Source organism: Streptomyces sp. NPDC037100 (assembly GCF_055606225.1).
On record NZ_JBVJSX010000016.1, the window covers coordinates 74120 to 91526 of the forward strand.

The 17407-nt window shown below is 72.0% G+C and carries 15 protein-coding genes; 4 read left to right on the forward strand and 11 right to left on the reverse strand.

The genetic code is table 11. From position 1 onward, the window contains the following. Window positions 1–277 precede the first annotated feature (277 nt). Window positions 278–1552 carry an ROK family transcriptional regulator gene (locus ACZ7EG_RS36315; RefSeq protein WP_471088527.1) on the reverse strand — a complete coding sequence of 425 codons (1275 nt, stop codon included), beginning with the start codon at window positions 1550–1552 and terminating at the stop codon, window positions 278–280. Between the two features lie 136 nt (window positions 1553–1688). Here ACZ7EG_RS36315 and ACZ7EG_RS36320 point away from each other — a divergent pair, with 136 nt between their 5' ends. Together ACZ7EG_RS36320 and ACZ7EG_RS36325 are read left to right on the forward strand one after the other, a co-directional pair. Beyond that, window positions 1689–2894 (forward strand): MFS transporter, encoded by a 1206-nt coding sequence (locus ACZ7EG_RS36320; RefSeq protein ID WP_471088529.1) that lies wholly within the window; start codon window positions 1689–1691, stop codon window positions 2892–2894. 86 nt (window positions 2895–2980) lie between these two features. Further along, window positions 2981–4375: a uracil-xanthine permease family protein gene (locus ACZ7EG_RS36325; protein ID WP_471088531.1), complete on the forward strand. Its 1395-nt coding sequence runs from the start codon at window positions 2981–2983 to the stop codon at window positions 4373–4375. Here the strand turns inward: ACZ7EG_RS36325 and ACZ7EG_RS36330 are convergent. Then, window positions 4339–5484, reverse strand: a complete 1146-nt coding sequence (locus tag ACZ7EG_RS36330; protein ID WP_471088625.1) for a glycoside hydrolase family 6 protein — start codon at window positions 5482–5484, stop codon at window positions 4339–4341. The two genes, ACZ7EG_RS36325 and ACZ7EG_RS36330, sit on opposite strands and share 37 nt — an antisense overlap. 175 nt (window positions 5485–5659) lie before the next feature. Here ACZ7EG_RS36330 and ACZ7EG_RS36335 point away from each other — a divergent pair, with 175 nt between their 5' ends. After that, complete coding sequence (locus ACZ7EG_RS36335) at window positions 5660–6370, forward strand: DUF5995 family protein (protein ID WP_471088533.1); 711 nt, start codon at window positions 5660–5662, stop codon at window positions 6368–6370. Here the strand turns inward: ACZ7EG_RS36335 and ACZ7EG_RS36340 are convergent. Together ACZ7EG_RS36340 and ACZ7EG_RS36345 are read right to left on the reverse strand one after the other, a co-directional pair. After that, window positions 6367–8064, reverse strand: coding sequence for a flavin monoamine oxidase family protein (locus ACZ7EG_RS36340; RefSeq protein WP_471088535.1), 1698 nt, complete (start codon window positions 8062–8064; stop codon window positions 6367–6369). The two genes, ACZ7EG_RS36335 and ACZ7EG_RS36340, sit on opposite strands and share 4 nt — an antisense overlap. Window positions 8065–8117: 53 nt before the next feature. Further along, window positions 8118–8906, reverse strand: a complete 789-nt coding sequence (locus ACZ7EG_RS36345) for a carbon-nitrogen hydrolase family protein (RefSeq protein ID WP_471088537.1) — start codon at window positions 8904–8906, stop codon at window positions 8118–8120. Window positions 8907–9214: 308 nt separating this feature from the next. Between ACZ7EG_RS36345 and ACZ7EG_RS36350 the strand changes: the two genes are divergently transcribed. Then, window positions 9215–9808, forward strand: coding sequence for a Repetin (locus ACZ7EG_RS36350; RefSeq protein ID WP_471088539.1), 594 nt, complete (start codon window positions 9215–9217; stop codon window positions 9806–9808). Here the strand turns inward: ACZ7EG_RS36350 and ACZ7EG_RS36355 are convergent. From ACZ7EG_RS36355 to rpe, 7 genes are all read right to left on the reverse strand, one after another. Next, the gene (locus ACZ7EG_RS36355; protein ID WP_471088541.1) at window positions 9777–10973 is read right to left on the reverse strand and encodes an MFS transporter; all 1197 of its coding nucleotides are present in this window, start codon (window positions 10971–10973) and stop codon (window positions 9777–9779) included. The two genes, ACZ7EG_RS36350 and ACZ7EG_RS36355, sit on opposite strands and share 32 nt — an antisense overlap. A gap of 136 nt (window positions 10974–11109) precedes the next feature. After that, window positions 11110–11562 (reverse strand): Lrp/AsnC family transcriptional regulator, encoded by a 453-nt coding sequence (locus ACZ7EG_RS36360; protein ID WP_352101059.1) that lies wholly within the window; start codon window positions 11560–11562, stop codon window positions 11110–11112. A 10-nt stretch (window positions 11563–11572) separates the two neighbouring features. Then, complete coding sequence (locus tag ACZ7EG_RS36365; RefSeq protein ID WP_471088543.1) at window positions 11573–13042, reverse strand: amino acid permease; 1470 nt, start codon at window positions 13040–13042, stop codon at window positions 11573–11575. Between the two features lie 498 nt (window positions 13043–13540). Continuing rightward, window positions 13541–14983 (reverse strand): GuaB1 family IMP dehydrogenase-related protein, encoded by a 1443-nt coding sequence (locus ACZ7EG_RS36370; RefSeq protein ID WP_471088545.1) that lies wholly within the window; start codon window positions 14981–14983, stop codon window positions 13541–13543. A gap of 108 nt (window positions 14984–15091) precedes the next feature. Further along, complete coding sequence (locus ACZ7EG_RS36375; RefSeq protein WP_471088547.1) at window positions 15092–15463, reverse strand: barstar family protein; 372 nt, start codon at window positions 15461–15463, stop codon at window positions 15092–15094. A 3-nt stretch (window positions 15464–15466) separates the two neighbouring features. Then, window positions 15467–16510: a sugar-binding transcriptional regulator gene (locus tag ACZ7EG_RS36380; RefSeq protein WP_392121675.1), complete on the reverse strand. Its 1044-nt coding sequence runs from the start codon at window positions 16508–16510 to the stop codon at window positions 15467–15469. A gap of 78 nt (window positions 16511–16588) precedes the next feature. Further along, a complete protein-coding gene (gene rpe / locus ACZ7EG_RS36385; protein WP_053668333.1) occupies window positions 16589–17275 on the reverse strand; it encodes a ribulose-phosphate 3-epimerase in 687 nt (228 codons plus the stop codon). Between the last annotated feature and the right edge of the window lie 132 nt (window positions 17276–17407).

Here is a 17407-nt window from a genome sequence, read left to right on the forward strand (position 1 = left end):
GGGAGCGGCCGGGTGCGGGCGGGGAGCCAGCGGGACGGAGAGGGCCGGTCCGGGGCCTAGGCACCAGGGGGCAGGGCGACGGGCGGCAGCCAAGGGCGTCGCCCTGGCGAGGCGGTTCGGGAGCGGCCGGGTGCGGGCGGGGAGCCAGCGGGACGGAGAGGGCCGGTCCGGGGCCTAGGCACCAGGGGGCAGGGCGACGGGCGGCAGCCAAGGGGCAGGGCGGGAAGCGGCGGCCACGGGCGTCGGCGCCAGGACGCGACGGCCAGGGCGTCACGTCCTACCAGCCCGGGAACGGCTGTGGCAGCCGCTCCCCCGGCGGGAACAGTTCCTCCTGGGCGCGGTCCCGAGCCGTGAGCAGCGCACCTCGCAGGACCGCGCCGCCGCCCAGGGTGGCCGTACGTACCTCCGTCGGCAGCGGTGTCATCCGGCCGATGCGGTCCTGCACGCGTGCGGCGAGCTCCTCGCCGCCGGCCTGACCGACCTCACCCCCGAGCACCACGCACCCGGGGTCCAGGATCGCGACGACCGAGGCGACTCCGACGGCCAGGCGATCGGCGAGGGCGTCGAGGAAACGGTCGGCGGGGCCGGCAGGCGAGTGCTCCTCGGGGGGCCCGGCCGCCGCTCCCACTTCCCCGACCTGAGCCACCGCCCCCCGCACCACCCCGACCGCCGCCCGCACGACCCCCGCCTGCGACGCCTCCTGCCCCGGCTCCACCGGCACCCCGCACTCGGCAGCGAGTTCCACGACCGCAGCCGACGAGGCCAGGGAATGGAATCCCCCCTCGCAGCCCGTCGAGGACGGCAGCGCGGTCGTGCCGGGGACGGGGAGGAAGCCGATCTCGCCGGTGCCGCCGGAGGCTCCGCGGCGGAGGGCGCCGTCGAGGACCACGGCTGCTCCCGGTGCATGGCCGAGCCACAGCAGGACGAAGGTGTCCCGGTCCCTGGCCGCCCCGTCGCGCTGCTCGGCCAGCGCCGCGAGGTTCGTCTCGTTCTCGACACTGACGCGGGCCTCGGGCAGCCGCTCCTGGAGGGTGGCGACGAACCGGCGGTGCCACTCAGGCAGTCCGGAGGAGTCGCGCAGCTCGCCGCTGGACGGGTCGATCAGGCCGGGCGCCCCGATCCCCACGGTGTGCAGACGGTCGGCACCGGCTTCCTTGGCCACGCGCTCGACCAGCGTGACCGCCTGCTCCACGGCGGGGCCCGTGCCGGCGCCGTCCCCGATGGGCACCGACGCCTCGGCCAGCACCCGCCCCACCAGATCCGCGACGGCCACGGCGACACTCTCGGTACGGACGTCGAGGGCGGCCAGGTGCGCCCGGTCGGCGACGATGCCGTAGACCTTCGCGTTGGGGCCGCGTCGCTGCTCCCCCGCCTCGCCCACCACCGCGATCAGCCCGGCGGCGGTGAGGCGTTCGACGAGGTCGGCGACGGTGGGCCGGGACAGACCGGTCAGCTGCTTCAACTGCCCTGCCGTCAACGGCCCTTCCTGCTGGAGCAGACGCAGGGCGAGCCGGTCGTTGATGGCCCGGGCGGTGCTCGGGGATGCGGGCATGCGCGGATCCTCCCAGATCGACGGGGCCGTCGGCCGCGACCAGCGGAAAACCCTCTTATTATCAGGCAGGGTTCCTGATAGTTTACGCCCGCCACCGGTCACGGAACACGGCAGAGACCTTGAGGGGGACCGCAGAATGGGCAACGTGGTCGACGAACAGCGCGAGGTGAAGCGGTCCCGGTACGCCGTGGCCGCCGTCTTCGCCGTGCACGGCGCCGTGACGGGCTCGTTCGCGACCCGCGTGCCGTGGATCCAGGACCACGCGGGCGTGAGCGCGGGCCAGTTGGGGATCGCGCTCGCCTTCCCCGCGCTCGGCGCGTCCGTGGCGATGCCGCTCGCCGGCAGCATCAGCCACCGCTTCGGTGCCCGCAACGCACTGCGCGGGTTGATCGCCCTGTGGACGCTGTCGCTCGTCCTGCCGTCCCTCGCCCCGAACCTCCTCACGCTCTGCCTGGCCCTGTTCACGTACGGCGCGACGGCCGGCATGGCGGACGTGGCCATGAACGCGCTGGGCGTCGAGGTCGAGAACCGGCTCGGCCGGTCGATCATGTCGGGGCTCCACGGCATGTGGAGCGCGGGCGCCCTGGTCGGCTCGGCGGCCGGCACACTCGCCGCGCACCTCGGCTCCGACGCCCGGCTGCACCACGCCCTCGCCGCCGCCGTCCTCACCGTCGTCGGGGTGCTGTCCTGCCAGTGGGTGCTCGACCTGCAGCCCGCCGAGGACGAGGAGCCGCCGCCGCGGTTCGCGCTGCCGCCCCGATCGGCGCTGCTCATCGGCGCCATCGGGTTCTGCGCGGTGTTCGCGGAGGGCGCGAGCCTGGACTGGTCGGCGGTCTATCTGCGTGAGCAGCTGGAGACCTCGGCCGGTCTCGCGGCGGCGTGCACCACGGGCTTCACGCTCACCATGGCCGTCGCCCGGCTCGCCGGTGACAAGGTCGTGGACCGCTTCGGCGCCGTGCGGACGGTGCGGGCGAGCGGGGTGTTCGCCGTCCTCGGCGGGCTGCTGATCGTCGTCGCGGACCATCCGGCTGTGGCGATGAGCGGGTTCGCGCTGATGGGGCTGGGCATCGCCGTCGTCGTGCCGCTGTGCTTCGCCGCCGCCGGCCGCAGCGGTTCCAACCCGAGCCTGGCCATCGCGGGTGTCGCGACCATCACGTACACCTCGGGGCTGATCGCGCCGAGCGCGATCGGGATGCTGGCGCAGGCGACGAGCCTGATGGTGTCGTTCTGCCTGGTCACGGTGCTGTCGTGCGGCCTGGTGGCGTTCGCGGGTGTGCTGCGGCCCGGCGAGCGGACGAAGATCGGCCGGACGGACGCGGCGGTTCCCGACCCGCGGCTCTGAGGACACCCGCCCCGGTCATCAGCACGATGGGCGCACCCCGACAATGGTCCGGACACTCGCCCGCACGACGAAAGCGAAACCGCACCATGGATCTCGGCGTCCGCTGGAAACTGCACGGCGACGGACGCACCCCGGCGCCCGGCGCGGTGGTCCGCCCCGACGAGCGGCTCTCCTGGCCCCGCACGGCAGGCCTCGGCGCACAGCACGTCGTGGCGATGTTCGGCGCGTCCTTCGTGGCACCGGTCCTGATGGGTCTGGACCCGAACCTGGCGATCATGATGTCGGGCGTCGCGACCGTCGTGTTCCTGCTGGCCACCCGCGGCAGCGTGCCCAGCTACCTGGGCTGCTCGCTCTCCTTCGTCGGCGTGGCGGCGGTCATCCGGGCGCAGGGAGGCAGCAGCGCGACCGTCACGGGAGCCGTGTTCGTCGTCGGGGGCGCACTGTTCCTGGTGGGGCTCGCCGTGCGGCGGTTCGGCGCGCGGATCATCCACGCCGCGATGCCGCCGATCGTGACCGGCGCGGTGGTGATGCTGATCGGCTTCAACCTTGCGCCGGTGACGGCCTCGACGTACTGGCCGCAGGACCAGTGGACGGCCCTGCTGGTGATGCTGTTCACCGGGCTGGCGGTGGTCTGTCTGCGGGGCTTCTGGTCCCGGATCGCGATCTTCCTGGGGCTGGTCTTCGGGTACGGCATCTCCTGGGTGTTCGACCTGGTCTTCGGCAGGATCCACTCGGTGGACGCGAGCGGCAAGGTCACCGACCACTGGCGGCTGGACCTCTCCGGCGTGGGCCAGGCCGACTGGATCGGGCTGCCGACGCTGCACGCCCCGTCCTTCGAGTGGTCGGCGATCCTGGTCGCCCTGCCGGTCGTCATCGCCCTGGTCGCGGAGAACGCCGGGCATGTGAAGGCGGTCGGCGAGATGACCGGTGACTCGCTGGACGACAAGCTCGGCACGGCGATCGCGGCCGACGGCGTCGGCTCGATGCTGTCCACCGCGGTCGGCGGCCCGCCCAACACGACGTACTCCGAGAACATCGGCGTGATGGCCGCGACCCGCGTGTACTCGACGGCCGCGTACTGGGCCGCCGCCGGCTTCGCCCTGCTGTTCGGCATCTGCCCGAAGTTCGGCGCGGTCGTGGCGGCGATCCCGGGCGGCGTGCTCGGCGGCATCACCGTCATCCTGTACGGCATGATCGGCCTGCTGGGCGCGCAGATCTGGATCAATGCCAAGGTGGATCTGCGCAATCCGCTGAACCTGGTCCCGGCGGCTGCGGGCATCATCATCGGCGTCGGCAATGTCTCCCTGAAGTTCTCCGACACGTTCTCACTGAGCGGCATCGCGCTCGGCACGGTGGTCGTCATCACCGGCTACCACGCCCTGCGGGCCTTCGCCCCGTCCCACTTGAAGACGCAGGCGCCGCTGCTCGACGAGGGCACCTCCTCCTACGACGACGCCGAGTCGGACGAAGCCAAGTCGTAGGCGTACGAGGCCGTGAACGTCCCCGGCCTGCCCTTGCAGCCGTCCGACTCCCCCGGCAGCTTCACCCACAGGTAGGCGTCGATCCGCGATGCGCCTGTGCTCAGGGTCGGGGCCCGGCCGAGCTTGCGTCCCTCGGGGTCGCACCACTCGCCGTCGGGCGGGGCGCCGTTGCCGTTGCGGCTGGTGTCGATGACCGCGCCGAGGCTCGCCGGGCCGCCGAGCTCGTCGAGGATGCGCCGGTCGTAGGCGACCTCGTCGGCGGTGGTGTGGAAGTTGGAGACGTTGCTGAAGATGCCGTCGGAGGATACGGGCGAGGCGGCACCGGCCTGTCGCAGCCAAGCAGCCTGTCTGGCGGGCGCGTTCCAGCCCGAGTGCCCCGCGTCGAAGTACACACGAGCCCGGGGGTTGGCGGCCTTCAGCACCCGGCCGGCCCGGGCCAGAGAGGCGAAGCGGTCCGCGCGTGCGCCTGCGGAGAGGCACTCGGTCTGGGCGACCGAGTCCGGCTCCAGGACGACGATGACCTCTCCGGAGCCCAGCCCCGCCGCGAACCGGTCGATCCACGCGTCGTAGGCGTCCAGATCGGGCGCCCCGCCCTGGGAGTGGCCCCCGCAGTCCCGGCCGGGGATCGTGTACGGCACGACGACCGGGACGCGGCCCAGCGCGGCCCCGCCCGACGTCACCGCGGCGACCCGGGCGGTGACGGTCTGCGGGGAGTAGTCGGCGAACCAGACGGCCGCCGGCTGCTCGGCGATACGGGACGCGATGACCGCGTGCCGGGGGTCGCCGGAGTGGGAGCGGACCCAGTCGAGCACCTGGGAATCGGGGTGGCGGTAGAGCCGTCCGGGCACGGTGGTGGTGTGTTCCCTCTTCGTCCCGGTCCGTGACGGCGACGGGCTCCGCGTCCGGCGCGCGGACGGCGCCGGTGAGGGGGAGGCGGACTCGGTGGTGGGCGGCGCGGACGGCGACGGCACGGCCGGCAGGGGCGCCGGGCGGGGCGACGCCGACACCTCGGCGGGCGCGGCCTCGTCCGTGGCCGGTCTGTCGTCGAATCCGGAGAGCACGCCCGCGACGGCGCCGGCCGCGACGACGACGGAGGCCGCCACGACCATCGCGCCGCGCCGGGCTGCGCGCCTGCGCCCGGCCCTGCGGGCGGCCAGGCGCTGGGCACGCGAGCCTGCCACGGTGCTGCTCCCCCTCCCCCGGCGGCGGACGGTGTTCCCCCGTTCCGGGGAAGCGCCGGGCCCGCCGGTACTCCCGCCAGCCTAGAGCTGCGACTCTGCCCGCATGCCGCGATGCGAACAACTCCCCCCAGCCGTGGACACTCCGGTCGACACCGTCATCTCCCGTATGCGCGCCCTCGACGCGGCCCTGCACCCGCGGGACGGGGTGGCGGTGTTCAACCGTGTCTACCTCGCCGTGACGGAGGCGGTGGACCGGTACGTCGACGCCGGCCGGTTCGCGGACGCCCACGCCGCGATCACGCTGGACGTACGGTTCGCGCAGCGGTACCTGGCGGCCGTCGAGCCGGCGGCGGACGAGCGGCGCCCACCCGCCTGCTGGCGGCCGCTGTTCCAGTTCCGCCGCCACCCCGGAGTACGTCCCCTGCAGTTCGCGCTGGCGGGCATCAACGCGCACATCGGGCACGATCTGGCGCTGGCCGTCGTGGACACCTGCCGTACGCTCGGCTGCGCACCCGTCGATCTGGAGGACGAGTTCGACATGGTGGGCGATCTCCTCGTCTCGCTGGAGGAGCGCATCCGCGACGATCTGATGCCGGGACCCGACCTTTTCCGGATCGCCGACCCGCTGACCCACCTGCTCGGCTCCTGGAGCCTGGACCGCGCCCGGGACGCGGCGTGGACGGCGGCCCGGGCTCTGTGGGCCCTGCGTGATCTCCCCGATGTCGCGGGCGAGTTCACCGAGCGCCTGGACACGGCGGTGGGCTTCGCGGGGCGCATGCTGCTCACGCCCCTGGCCGAGCCGGGCTTCCGCTAGTCCTCCGGCAGTTCGACCGGCGCGATCTCGTCGAAGAGGTCGCCCGGGCCCGGGTTGGTCGGGTCGGTCGTACCGCCGAGGTGGTGCATGACGCCCCAGACCGCGTTGAGGGCGGTCTGGATGGCCCCCTCGGCCCAGCCGGCCGTCCAGGAGATGTCGTCGCCGGCCAGGAAGATGCCGCGCTTGTCCTCGGGCAGCCGGTCCTGCATGAAGTGCGTGAACAGGCGCCGCTGGTAGCGGTAGTGGCCGGGCAGGTTGGCCTTGAACGCGCCCATGAAGTAGGGCTCGTTCTCCCAGGAGACCGTCACCGGGTTGCCGATGATGTGCCCCCGGATGTCGACCTTGGGATAGATCTCGCCGAGCGACTTCAGCATGACCTCCATCCGCTCGTTCGCGGACAGCGGCAGCCACTTCAGACTGTCGTCGCACCAGGTGTAGGACAGGCAGATGACGGCGGGCTTGTCCGGGCCGTCGTCGAGCAGGTAGGTCCCGCGCGTCATACGGTCGGTGAGCGTCATCGACATGACGTCCCGGCCCGTCTCCTCGTCCTTGTCCAGCCAGAAGGGCCGGTCGACCGGCACGAACAGCTTCGAGCTCTCCATGTAGTGGGTGCGCTCGATCGCCGTCCAGTGGTCGATCGGGAAGAGCGAGTCGTCGCAGGCGATCTTCGACAGCAGCATCCAGGACTGGGCGGTGAAGATCGCCGCCTGGAAGGTGCGGATGTCGCCGTCCGCGTCGGTCACCGTGATGCGGTTGCCGGCGGTGCGGTGCAGCCGGGTCACCGCCGGGCGGGGCTCGCCACCCTCGTGCAGGGTCGCGAGCGAGGTCCCCTGTGCCCAGTGGACGATCTTCTGCGGCTCGCGCTCCCACAGACGCAGCGGCAGCTGCTGGGAGCCGCCGACGATGCCGCGGTGGTGGTCGTCCGCCTCGGTGTAGACGACGCGCAGGATCTCCAGGATGGAGTTGGGGAAGTCGGTGTCCCAGCCGCCCGTGCCGAAGCCGACCTGGCCGAAGATCTCGCGGTGCCGGAAGGACTTGAACGCCTCGGAGTCGCAGAGGAAGCCGTAGAAGGTCTGGTTGTCGAGCTTCTCGACGAGCTTGGACCAGATCTCGCGGATGCGCGGGACGTCCCGCTCGCGCAGGGCCCGGTTCATGTCGGAGAAGTCGGCGCCCTCCTCCAGGCACCGGTTCCACGCCTCGGCGACGTCCCGGTAGACCTGCGGCAGGTCGCCGATCGTCTCGGCGTAGTGCGACTCGCCCTTGAGGTCGACGACGGTCGAGGGGGTCGCCTCCGACAGCGGGTTGGGGAACGGCCGCGTGTGAAGGCCGACCAGGTCGATGTAGTGCTGCAGGGCCGTGGAGGACGGCGGGAAGCGCATCGCGCCCATCTCGGCGGTGAGGGACTCGTCGCACCCGTCGAAGCCCACCGTGCGCAGCCGGCCGCCGATCTGGTCGGCCTCGTACACGACCGGCTTGAGACCCATCTTCATCAGCTCGTACGCGGCGACGATGCCGGACAGGCCGCCGCCGATGACCGCGACCTCCGTGCCGTGCTCGGTCGCGGGGATCTGCCCGAGGCCCGCCGGGTGGGCGAGGAAGTCGTCGTAGGCGTACGGGAAGTCCGGGCCGAACATGGTGATCGGCGGCTGCTGCGCGTCAGCGTGCTCGACGGCGTTGGGCACGGTGGACGTCATGGGGTACGGACTCCTTGCACGGGGACGAACGGGCGGTTCGGGTTCAGGGGGGTTCAGACGAGCGGGCCGTACAGGCCGGGCCGCCGGTCCCGCAGATACGGGTTGTTCTCGCGCGATGCGGCGAGGAAGGCCGGGTCGACGTCGGCGAGCACGAGTTCCTCACCGCGTCCGGCCCGGGTCCGGGCCACCCCGTCGGGCCCGGCGAGCGTGGACAGCCCCACGAACTCGAACTCGCCCTCCCGGCCGACCCGGTTGACGTACGCGACGTACATCTGGTTCTCGAAGGCGCGCACCGGGATCATCGACTCGGCGACGAACTGGAACGGGTGCATCTGCGCGGTGGGGACGAGGAGCAGATCGGTGCCGGCCAGGGCATGGGCACGGACGTTCTCCGGGAACTCCACGTCGTAGCAGATCAGAAGACCGACCCTGAGGCCGTCGATCTCGGCCTGGACGACCGGCAGGTCCCCGGGGGTGAAGTGGTCGCGCTCGAAGCAGCCGAAGAGGTGCGTCTTGCGGTGGTTGGCGAGGCGGGTGCCGTCGGCGGAGATCAGCTGGACGGAGTTGAACACGGACTCGCCGGCCCGCTCGGGGTAGCCGTAGGCGATCGCCAGGCGGTGGCTCGTCGCGATCTCGGCTACGGCGTCCGCGCAGTCGCCGTCGGCGGACTCGGCGAGCCGGCCGATCTCGTCGCCGATCGCGTACCCCGTCAGGAACAGCTCGGACGTGACCAGCAGCCCGGCGCCCGCGGCGGCGGCCCGGCCCGCGGCCTCGTCGAGGACCTTGAGGTTCTCGACGGTGGAGCCGGGTCGGCCGGAGCTCTGGAGCAGGGCGGTACGCATGCGTGATCCTCACCGGGCGGAAGGGGGATTGGGGGACCTTTGGGGGCCACGTAGACGGTACGGGCGGCTGACCAGGGCGGACAAGCAGGAGCCGTTGCGCGCCGGTGAACGGTTCGTTGCGTGCGTGGCGGGCCCGGCGGCGATTCGTTGCGCGCCTCGGGTCGGACCCGCGCTCCTCCCCGGAGCGCAGCTCCGTGCGGTCTCCCCCGCCGTACGGCGGAGGCGGGGTCCCGCCCCGGGCGCGATGTCCTGCCCCCGCCGGGCCGGGAGAGTAAGGGCTGTCCACTCGACCTGCGGAAAGGAACGCAATGAAGCGCCGTACGAAGATCGTCGTGCTCGGCTCCGCGCTGCTCCTCACGGCCGGGGTGGCCTCGGCCGCGACCGCGTCGGACACACCCGGGCAGCGGGCGACCGCGTCGGACACACCCCGGCAGCGGGCGACCGCGTCGGAACCCCGCCCTCGGGAGGCCGCAGCCCTCACCGGCACCGCCAAGCTGTACCGCTCGGCCGGGGACGACATCACCTTCTCGTTCGACGCGCATCTGGCCGCCGAGGACAAGGCCGACCCGTCGAAGGCCACCGGCACCTTCGAGTTCAGCCACTACCTGAACGGCGAGGGCGCCCGGGCCGAGGTGAAGGTCGACTGCCTGCTGACCGGGGGCAAGGTCGCCGTCGTCTCCGGCGTCGTCACCGAGTCCGACCTGCCGGGTGCCGAGGGCAAGCGGGTCGGCGTCACCGTGCACGACCTCGGCCGCCATGACCGGCTCGGCTACAGCTGGGCCGCCACGGGCAGCCCCGTCGACACCAAGGCGCTGCCCAAGTGCGTGAGCTCCGCCCCCTTCGAGAAGGTCGAGAAGGGGACGGGCGACTTCACGGTCGTGCCGTGGCAGCCCGAGCTCTAGCCAGGGCCAGGGCCGTCACCAGGTAGGGAAGGGCGAGTACCGCGAAGACCGTGCTGTGCGCCATGTCGGTGCCGAGCAGCGCGTACACGCCGAACGTGGCGACCGTGGCCAGCTCGGTGCCCAGGCCCGCCACGGAGGTGAGCGTGGCCCGGCGGGAGTCGTCGATGCGGTGCTGGAGCCGGACGTCGGCCAGTACCTCGGCCAGCTGGAACCCGGCGAAGGCGAGGCCGAGGAGGACGACTCCGGTCAGTGAGCGGGCCAGGGCTCCCACCGCGAGGGCGAGGGCGGCGCCCGTGAGCAGCACCGCGAGCCCGGTCGTGCCGAGGCGCTCGGCCGGGCCTGTGAGGAGGCTGCCGACGGTGACGCCGGCCCAGATCAGCATGACCAGATAGGGCACCGTCGCCTCGGCGAAGCCGATCTGCCGGATCAGCAGGGGGGTGTACTCGTCGAGTGCGCCCCACACGGCGGCCACGGCCGGGATCAGCAGCACGGCGCCGCGTACCGCACGGTCCCCGCGGACCTCGGCGAACCCGGCCCGCACGGCCGTCGCCCAGTTGTCGTCGGCGCTCTCCGGCCGCACCCGGTGTTCCGGGAACCTGGTCGCGGTGACGGCGGCCAGGACGCAGGCCAGGACACTCGCGGCAGCGACGGCCGGGTAGCCGCCCAGGCCGAGAACGGGCCCCGCCAGGCCGGTGGAGGCCACCGTGCCCACCATCCGCGCGGCCCGGGCCCGGCCCATGACCCGCGCGTACCGGTCGGCGGCACCGAGCCGGTCCAACTCGTCGTAGACCAGCGCTTCCAGAGCGCCGGAGCCGAGGGCCCCGCCCGCGCCCCACAGGACGAAGCCGGCCGCGAAGGCCCCGTACGACGGGACGGCCACCCACAGAGCGAAGCCGCCGGCGGTGAGCAGCGGGCCGATCCACAGCAGCCTCCGGCGCGACATGGCGTCGGCCCAGGCGCCGGAGGGCACTTCCAGCACCACCGAGGTGATCGACCACAGGCCGAACAGGGAGGAGATCTGCCAGAGCGACATGCCGGTGTCGGCGAAGAGCAGCGCGTACACCGGGTAGAGCAGGACGAAGTCGTCGAGGAACGCGTAGCCGTACAGCGTGCGCGTCAGACGGCGGGCACCGGTCGCCTGCACGCGTGCGGGTGGGAGTGTCATGAGGCCTTCCCGGAAGGACGGATCGGACGCCGGAGGTACGGCGGCCGAGGCGGTCCTCGGGAGGCACGGCTGGTGGATCAATGTCGCCAGGTCATGACACCCAGGCTAGAGGTGTGGCGTGCGCCGGGCCACGGAGTTACGTGGGCGAACCCGACGAGAAGCGCCGCAGCAGCGGCGAGAGCACGAGCACGGACTTGGTCCGCTCGACGAACGGTTCGCCCGCGATCCGTTCCAGAACCCGTTCGAAGTGCCGCATGTCGGAGGCGAAGACCTGGGCGACCGCGTCCGCGTCCCCCGTGACGGTGGACGCGGCCACGACCTCCTGGTAGCGCTCCAGGCCCCGCTGGATGGTCTCCGGGGAGGTGTTCCCGCGGCAGTAGATCTCGACGAACCCCTCGGTCTCCCAGCCGAGGGCGCCCGGGTCCACCCGTACGGTGAAGCCGGTGATGGCTCCGGTGGCCCGCAGCCGGTCCACGCGCCGTTTCACGGCGGGCGCGGACAGGCCGACGAGTGAGCCGATGTCGGCGTAGGAGCGGCGGGCGTCCTCGGCGAGGGCGTGCACGATGCGTTCGTCGAGATCGTTCAGCACAGTGGGTCGTTCACTTTTCGGATGGCGCGAGTCGGGATCGGCGGTAGCCGTACAGGAAGTAGAACATGAGCCCGGCGGCCATCCAGACACCGAAGACCACCCAGGTGACGGTCGGCAGGCTGCCCATCATCCAGATGCAGAAGGCGAAGCCCAGCGCGGGCAGGACCGGGGAGAGCGGCACTCGGAAGGTGCGCGGCATGTCCGGCTTGGTCCGGCGCAGCACGACGACGGCCACGTTGACGAGCGCGAAGGCGAACAGGGTGCCGATGCTGGTGGCGTCGGCGAGCTGCCCGAGCGGGACCGCGGCGGCCAGGACACCGCAGAACAGCGACACGATCAGGGTGTTGGCGCGGGGGGCGCCGGTCTTCGGGTGGACCTTGGCGAACACCTTCGGCACGAGACCGTCGCGGGACATGGCGAACAGGATGCGGGTCTGGCCGTACAGCACGGTCAGCACCACGCTCGCGATGGCGATGACCGCGCAGAACGCCAGCAGGGTTCCCCAGAAGGTCTGCCCGGTGACCTCGCGCATGATCTGGGCGAGGGCGGCTTCGGAGTCGGTGAAGCCCTTCCAGGGCTTGGCGCCGACCGCGACGGCGGCGACGAGGACGTACAGCGCGGTGACGATGACCAGCGACAGCATGATCGCGCGCGGCAGATCGCGCTGGGCGTTCTTGGCCTCCTCGCCGGCGGTGGAGGCGGCGTCGAAGCCGATGTAGGAGAAGAACAGCGTGGCGCCGGCCGCGCTGACGCCCGCCATGCCGAGCGGCATGAAGTTCTCGTAGTTGCCGGAGCGGAAGCCCTGGACGCCGATGGCGCAGAACAGCACCAGCGCGGCGATCTTCACGATCACCATGACGGTGTTGGCGCGGGCGGACTCGCGGGCGCCGCCCAGCAGGAACGCCATCGCGAGCAGCACGACGATCAGCGCCGGCAGGTTGAACACGCCGCCGTCGCCGGGCGGGGCGGACAGGGCGGCCGGGATGGTGACGCCGATGGTGCCGTCGAGCAGTTCGTTGAGGTACTCGCCCCAGCCGACGGCGACGGCGGCCACCGACACGCCGTACTCCAGGACCAGGCACCAGCCGCATATCCAGGCGATCAGCTCACCCATCGTTGCATACGCATACGAATACGAGGATCCGGAGACCGGGATGGTGCCGGCCAGCTCGGCGTAGGACAGGGCCGAGAACAGGGCGGTGAGTCCGGCGATCACGAAGGCGAGGGTGACGGCCGGGCCCGCCTTGGGGACGGCCTCGCCGAGGACGACGAAGATGCCGGTGCCCAGCGTCGCGCCGATGCTGATCATGGTCAGCTGCCACAGCCCGAGGGTGCGGCGCAGTGACCCACCCTCGCCCTGGCCACCCTCCGCGACCAGGCGTTCCACCGGCTTGCGGCGCATGAGGCGCGCGCCGACGCCGGGGGGTTCGGAGGCCGCCGTGGGGCCTGGGTTCTGCGGGGGTGCGCCTTGGTCGAGCACGCGCTGGCTCCTTATCGCTGCCGTTCAGGGCGGCGGGGACCGCGGGCGCCCTTGAGCAGGGACCCACCGAGCGGAGTCCCCGCCGCGCCACGTACGAGGCGACAGCCTACGAGCATCGGCGTTGCTGGTGAAATGCAGCAACCTTGCGCATACGCGTAAGATCATTGCGTTCCTGGTGGTTCGACGGGTGTTCGTTGCGGGGGGGCTGTCGAGCGTTGCGCGAGGCCCCTGCAGAGGGCCTCTGACCAGGAACGCGCAGGGATCGGCTCGCCCGTGCCGCACACCGTCGGAGCCCAGGTGGACCCGGCGGTCGACGAACGCCACCGTGGGCGAAACGGGCGACGTGGTGGCCGTCGACGCCGTGGGGCGGCATGAAGCGCTCCAGCACCTCGATGTCCCCGGCCCCGCACTCGGCGATCTCCCTGCACCGACGGCAGGACCCGGCGTGCGGAACGGCCCCCGGCTTTCACCGGGGGCCTCACGAAGGGTGTCGGGGCGTCAGCTCCAGCTGGCGTGCAGGGGCTTGCCCTCCGCATAGCCGGCGGCGCTCTGGATACCGACGATGGCCTTCTCGGCGAACTCCTCCAGGGAGCCGGCACCGGCATAGGTGCACGAGGAGCGGACGCCCGCGATGATCGAGTCGATCAGGTCCTCGACGCCCGGGCGGGCCGGGTCGAGGAACATCCGGGAGGTGGAGATGCCCTCCTCGAACAGCGCCTTGCGGGCGCGGTCGTACGCCGACTCCTCCGAGGTGCGGTTGCGCACGGCCCGGGCGGACGCCATGCCGAAGGACTCCTTGTAGGCGCGGCCCTGGGCGTCGTGCTGCAGGTCGCCCGGGGACTCGTAGGTGCCGGCGAACCAGGAGCCGACCATGACGTTGGACGCGCCGGCCGCGAGGGCCATGGCCACGTCACGGGGGTGGCGGACACCACCGTCTGCCCACACGTGCTTGCCGTACTTCTTCGCCTCGGCGGCGCACTCCAGGACGGCGGAGAACTGCGGCCGGCCGACGCCGGTCATCATGCGCGTGGTGCACATGGCGCCGGGGCCGACACCGACCTTGACGATGTCCGCGCCCGCCTCGATCAGGTCGCGCACGCCCGCGGCGGCGACCACGTTGCCCGCGACGATCGGCACCTGCGGGTCGAGGTCGCGCACCAGCTTCAGGGCGCTGATCATCGACTCCTGGTGACCGTGCGCCGTGTCGATGACGAGCGCGTCGACGCCCGCGTCCAGCAACTCCTGGGCCTTGCCCGCGACGTCGCCGTTGATGCCGACGGCGGCGGCGATGCGCAGCCGCCCCCGCGCGTCGGTGGCCGGCGTGTAGAGGGTGGCGCGCAGGGCGCCCTTGCGGGTCAGGATGCCGGCGAGCGTGCCGTCCTGGTTGACCGCGGGGGCGTAGCGGCGGTTGGCGTGGTCGAGGGTGTTGAAGGCCTCGCCCGGGTCCTTGTCCGCGTCGATGAGCAGCAGATCGCGGGACATGACCTCGGCGAGCTGCGTGAAGCGGTCCACACCGGAGAGGTCGGAGTCGGTGACCACGCCGATGGGCTTGTGGTTCTCGTCGACGACGACACCGGCGTTGTGCGCCCGCTTGGGCAGCAGCCCCAGCGCGTCCGCGACGGTCTGGTGCGGGGACAGGATGATCGGGGTGTCCAGCACCAGGTGCCGGCTCTTCACCCAGGAGACGACGTCGGTGACCACGTCGTTCGGGATGTCCTGGGGTATCACCACGAGGCCGCCGCGGCGGGCCACGGTCTCGGCCATGCGGCGGCCGGCGATGGCGGTCATGTTGGCGACGACGAGCGGGATGGTGGTGCCCGTGCCGTCCGGGGAGCCGAGGTCGACGGCCTGCCGCGAGCCCACCGAGGAGCGGCTCGGCACCATGAAGACGTCGTCGTACGTCAGGTCGTACCCGGGCTGGATGTCATTGAGGAAACGCACGTGCTGCACATCCCAGTCGATCAGAGGTGACCCCCGGACCGGCCGGCCAGGGGGAAAGAGCACGTACTTCATTCTCCCATGGCGGACCCCCGACCGACCCCCAGCGGATCATCCAGGCTGGTCAGGGGGCCTCTCGGAGGATTCTCCAAGGCCGAGGGTCACGAAGAGCCCCGGGCCCCGGTCCGTCGCCTCGGCGAAGATCTCCTCGGCGACCTGCCACTCCTCGGGCCGCGTCTCGGCGTACGTCCGCCAGCCCCGCACGACCACCAGCAGTCCCCGCTCCCCGGCTCCCTCGGGCCAGAGGGCGGGGTCGGCCAGGCAGTCGGCGAGGGCGTCCCAGTTGCGGCCGAACCAGTCGGGCAGGGCCAGATCACGGGCGCAGCGGTCCATGAGGCCCGCCTTGTCCGTGACCCCGTCCAGGTCCAGGACGAGCACGATCCGGCCCGCCGGGTCGTGCACGCCGTGCTCCGGTCCGGCCACCCGTCAGACCCCGTCCGGGTCGGACCGGTTGAGCGCGGACTTCGGCGCCGGTCCGGCCGTCATCAGATAGTCGGCGGCCGAGGTGTCCGTCACCAGGCTGGTGACGAGCCCGGACCGCAGCACCGCGTCGATCGCGGGTCCCTTGCGCTGCCCACCCGCGATGGCGACGACCTCGGGAATCCGGCGCAGCTGGTCGGCCTTCACGGTGATGCACCGCTCGCCCAGGTCCCGGCCGACCCGGCGACCCTCGGCGTCGAAGAGGTGCGCGGACATCTCGGCGGCGACACCGAGGGAGGCGTAGTGCGCACGCTCCTCGTCGCTGAGCATGTCGTGCACCGTGGAGATGCCCGGCTCCCAGGAGCCGATGGAGACACAGGCGACGGTGACCTTGTCGAAGTGCTCGAAGGCACGGGCGATCCCCGTCTGGTTGCGCAGTGCCGTGGCCGTGGCCGCGTCGGGCAGCAGCATCGGGGCGTAGATGGGGTGGGCGTCCCCGCCGGACACCTGAGCGGCGCGGCGCACGGCCTCCACCGAGCCGCGCTCGGCGGTCCCGGCGTCGTACACACCGGTCAGCTGCACCACCGTGCAGGGCGGCAGCCGGTCGAGCGCCGCCGCCATGTGGATGGTGGAGCGGCCCCAGGCCAGGCCCAGCACATCCCCCTCGTTGACCAGTTCGCCGAGCAGGTCGGCGGCCACTTCTCCCAGGTTCTCGGGGTCGGGCGTCTCCTCGGCCTCGGCCGGGGACTCGACCACGACGGCGTGCCTGAGGCCGTAGCGGGCGCGGAGCGCGTCCGAGCGCTCGGCGTCCAGCTCGGCCGGCACACGGATCTCGATACGTACGAGATCCCGTTCGAGGGCGGTCTCCAGGACCCGGGCCACCTTGAAGCGGCTGACGCCGAACTCCTCCGCGATCTGGATCTTGGACTTCCCCTCGAGGTAGAAGCGGCGGGCCATGGCCGCCGCCTGCACCAGCTCAGCGGGTCCCATCCGCATGGCTGACCGGCCCGCCGACATACCCGACACGGCGATCTCCTCACTGCTGTTCACACTCTGGATTCGCCGTTCATCCTTGCAGATGTGGCGCGGTCGATCAGCCCTGATGAGAGCCGTTCACTTTGCTGTGGCTCAGTGGTTGCAGGCCCAGGAGGCCTTCGCCGTCGCCGCATCGGCCTGGGTGCGTAGTGCACGTACCGCTTCGGCCGGGTCGTTTGCCCCGTAGACCGCCGATCCGGCCACGAAGACGTCGGCTCCGGCATCGGCGCAGCGCTCGATGGTGGAAGCCGAAACTCCGCCGTCGACCTGGAGCCAGAGCTCCAGTCCGTGCTTGCTGATCAACTCGCGGGTGCGGCGAATCTTCGGAAGCATGATGTCGAGGAAGGCCTGTCCCCCGAAGCCCGGTTCGACCGTCATGATCAGCAGCATGTCGAGCTCGGGGAGCAGGTCCTCGTACGGCTCGATGGGGGTCGCGGGCTTCAGGGCCATGGAGGCACGGGCGCCCTTGGCACGGATCTCCCGGGCGAGCCGGACCGGAGCTGCGGCGGCCTCGACATGGAAGGTGACCGAACCGGCCCCCGCTTCCACGTACTGGGGCGCCCACCGATCGGGGGCCTCGATCATCAGGTGGCAGTCCAGCGGGGTGTCCGTCGCACGGGCCAGCGACTCTACGACCGGCACGCCGAGCGTGAGGTTAGGGACGAAATGGTTGTCCATGACGTCGACGTGGAGCCAGTCGGCTCCTTCCACGGCCTTCGCCTCGTCCGCGAGGCGGGCGAAGTCTGCGGACAGAATGCTGGGGTTGATCTGCGCGGCCATGTCCTAAGACTGCCATGCCCTCCAAGGGTTGTGGGCATCGGTCCCCGGTGGAACCGGTGGTACGTCGACCGCGGGCCGTCGTGGGGTGCTCGCGCCCACGCGCCGGGGCCGCACGCGTCACCGCACCGCGCC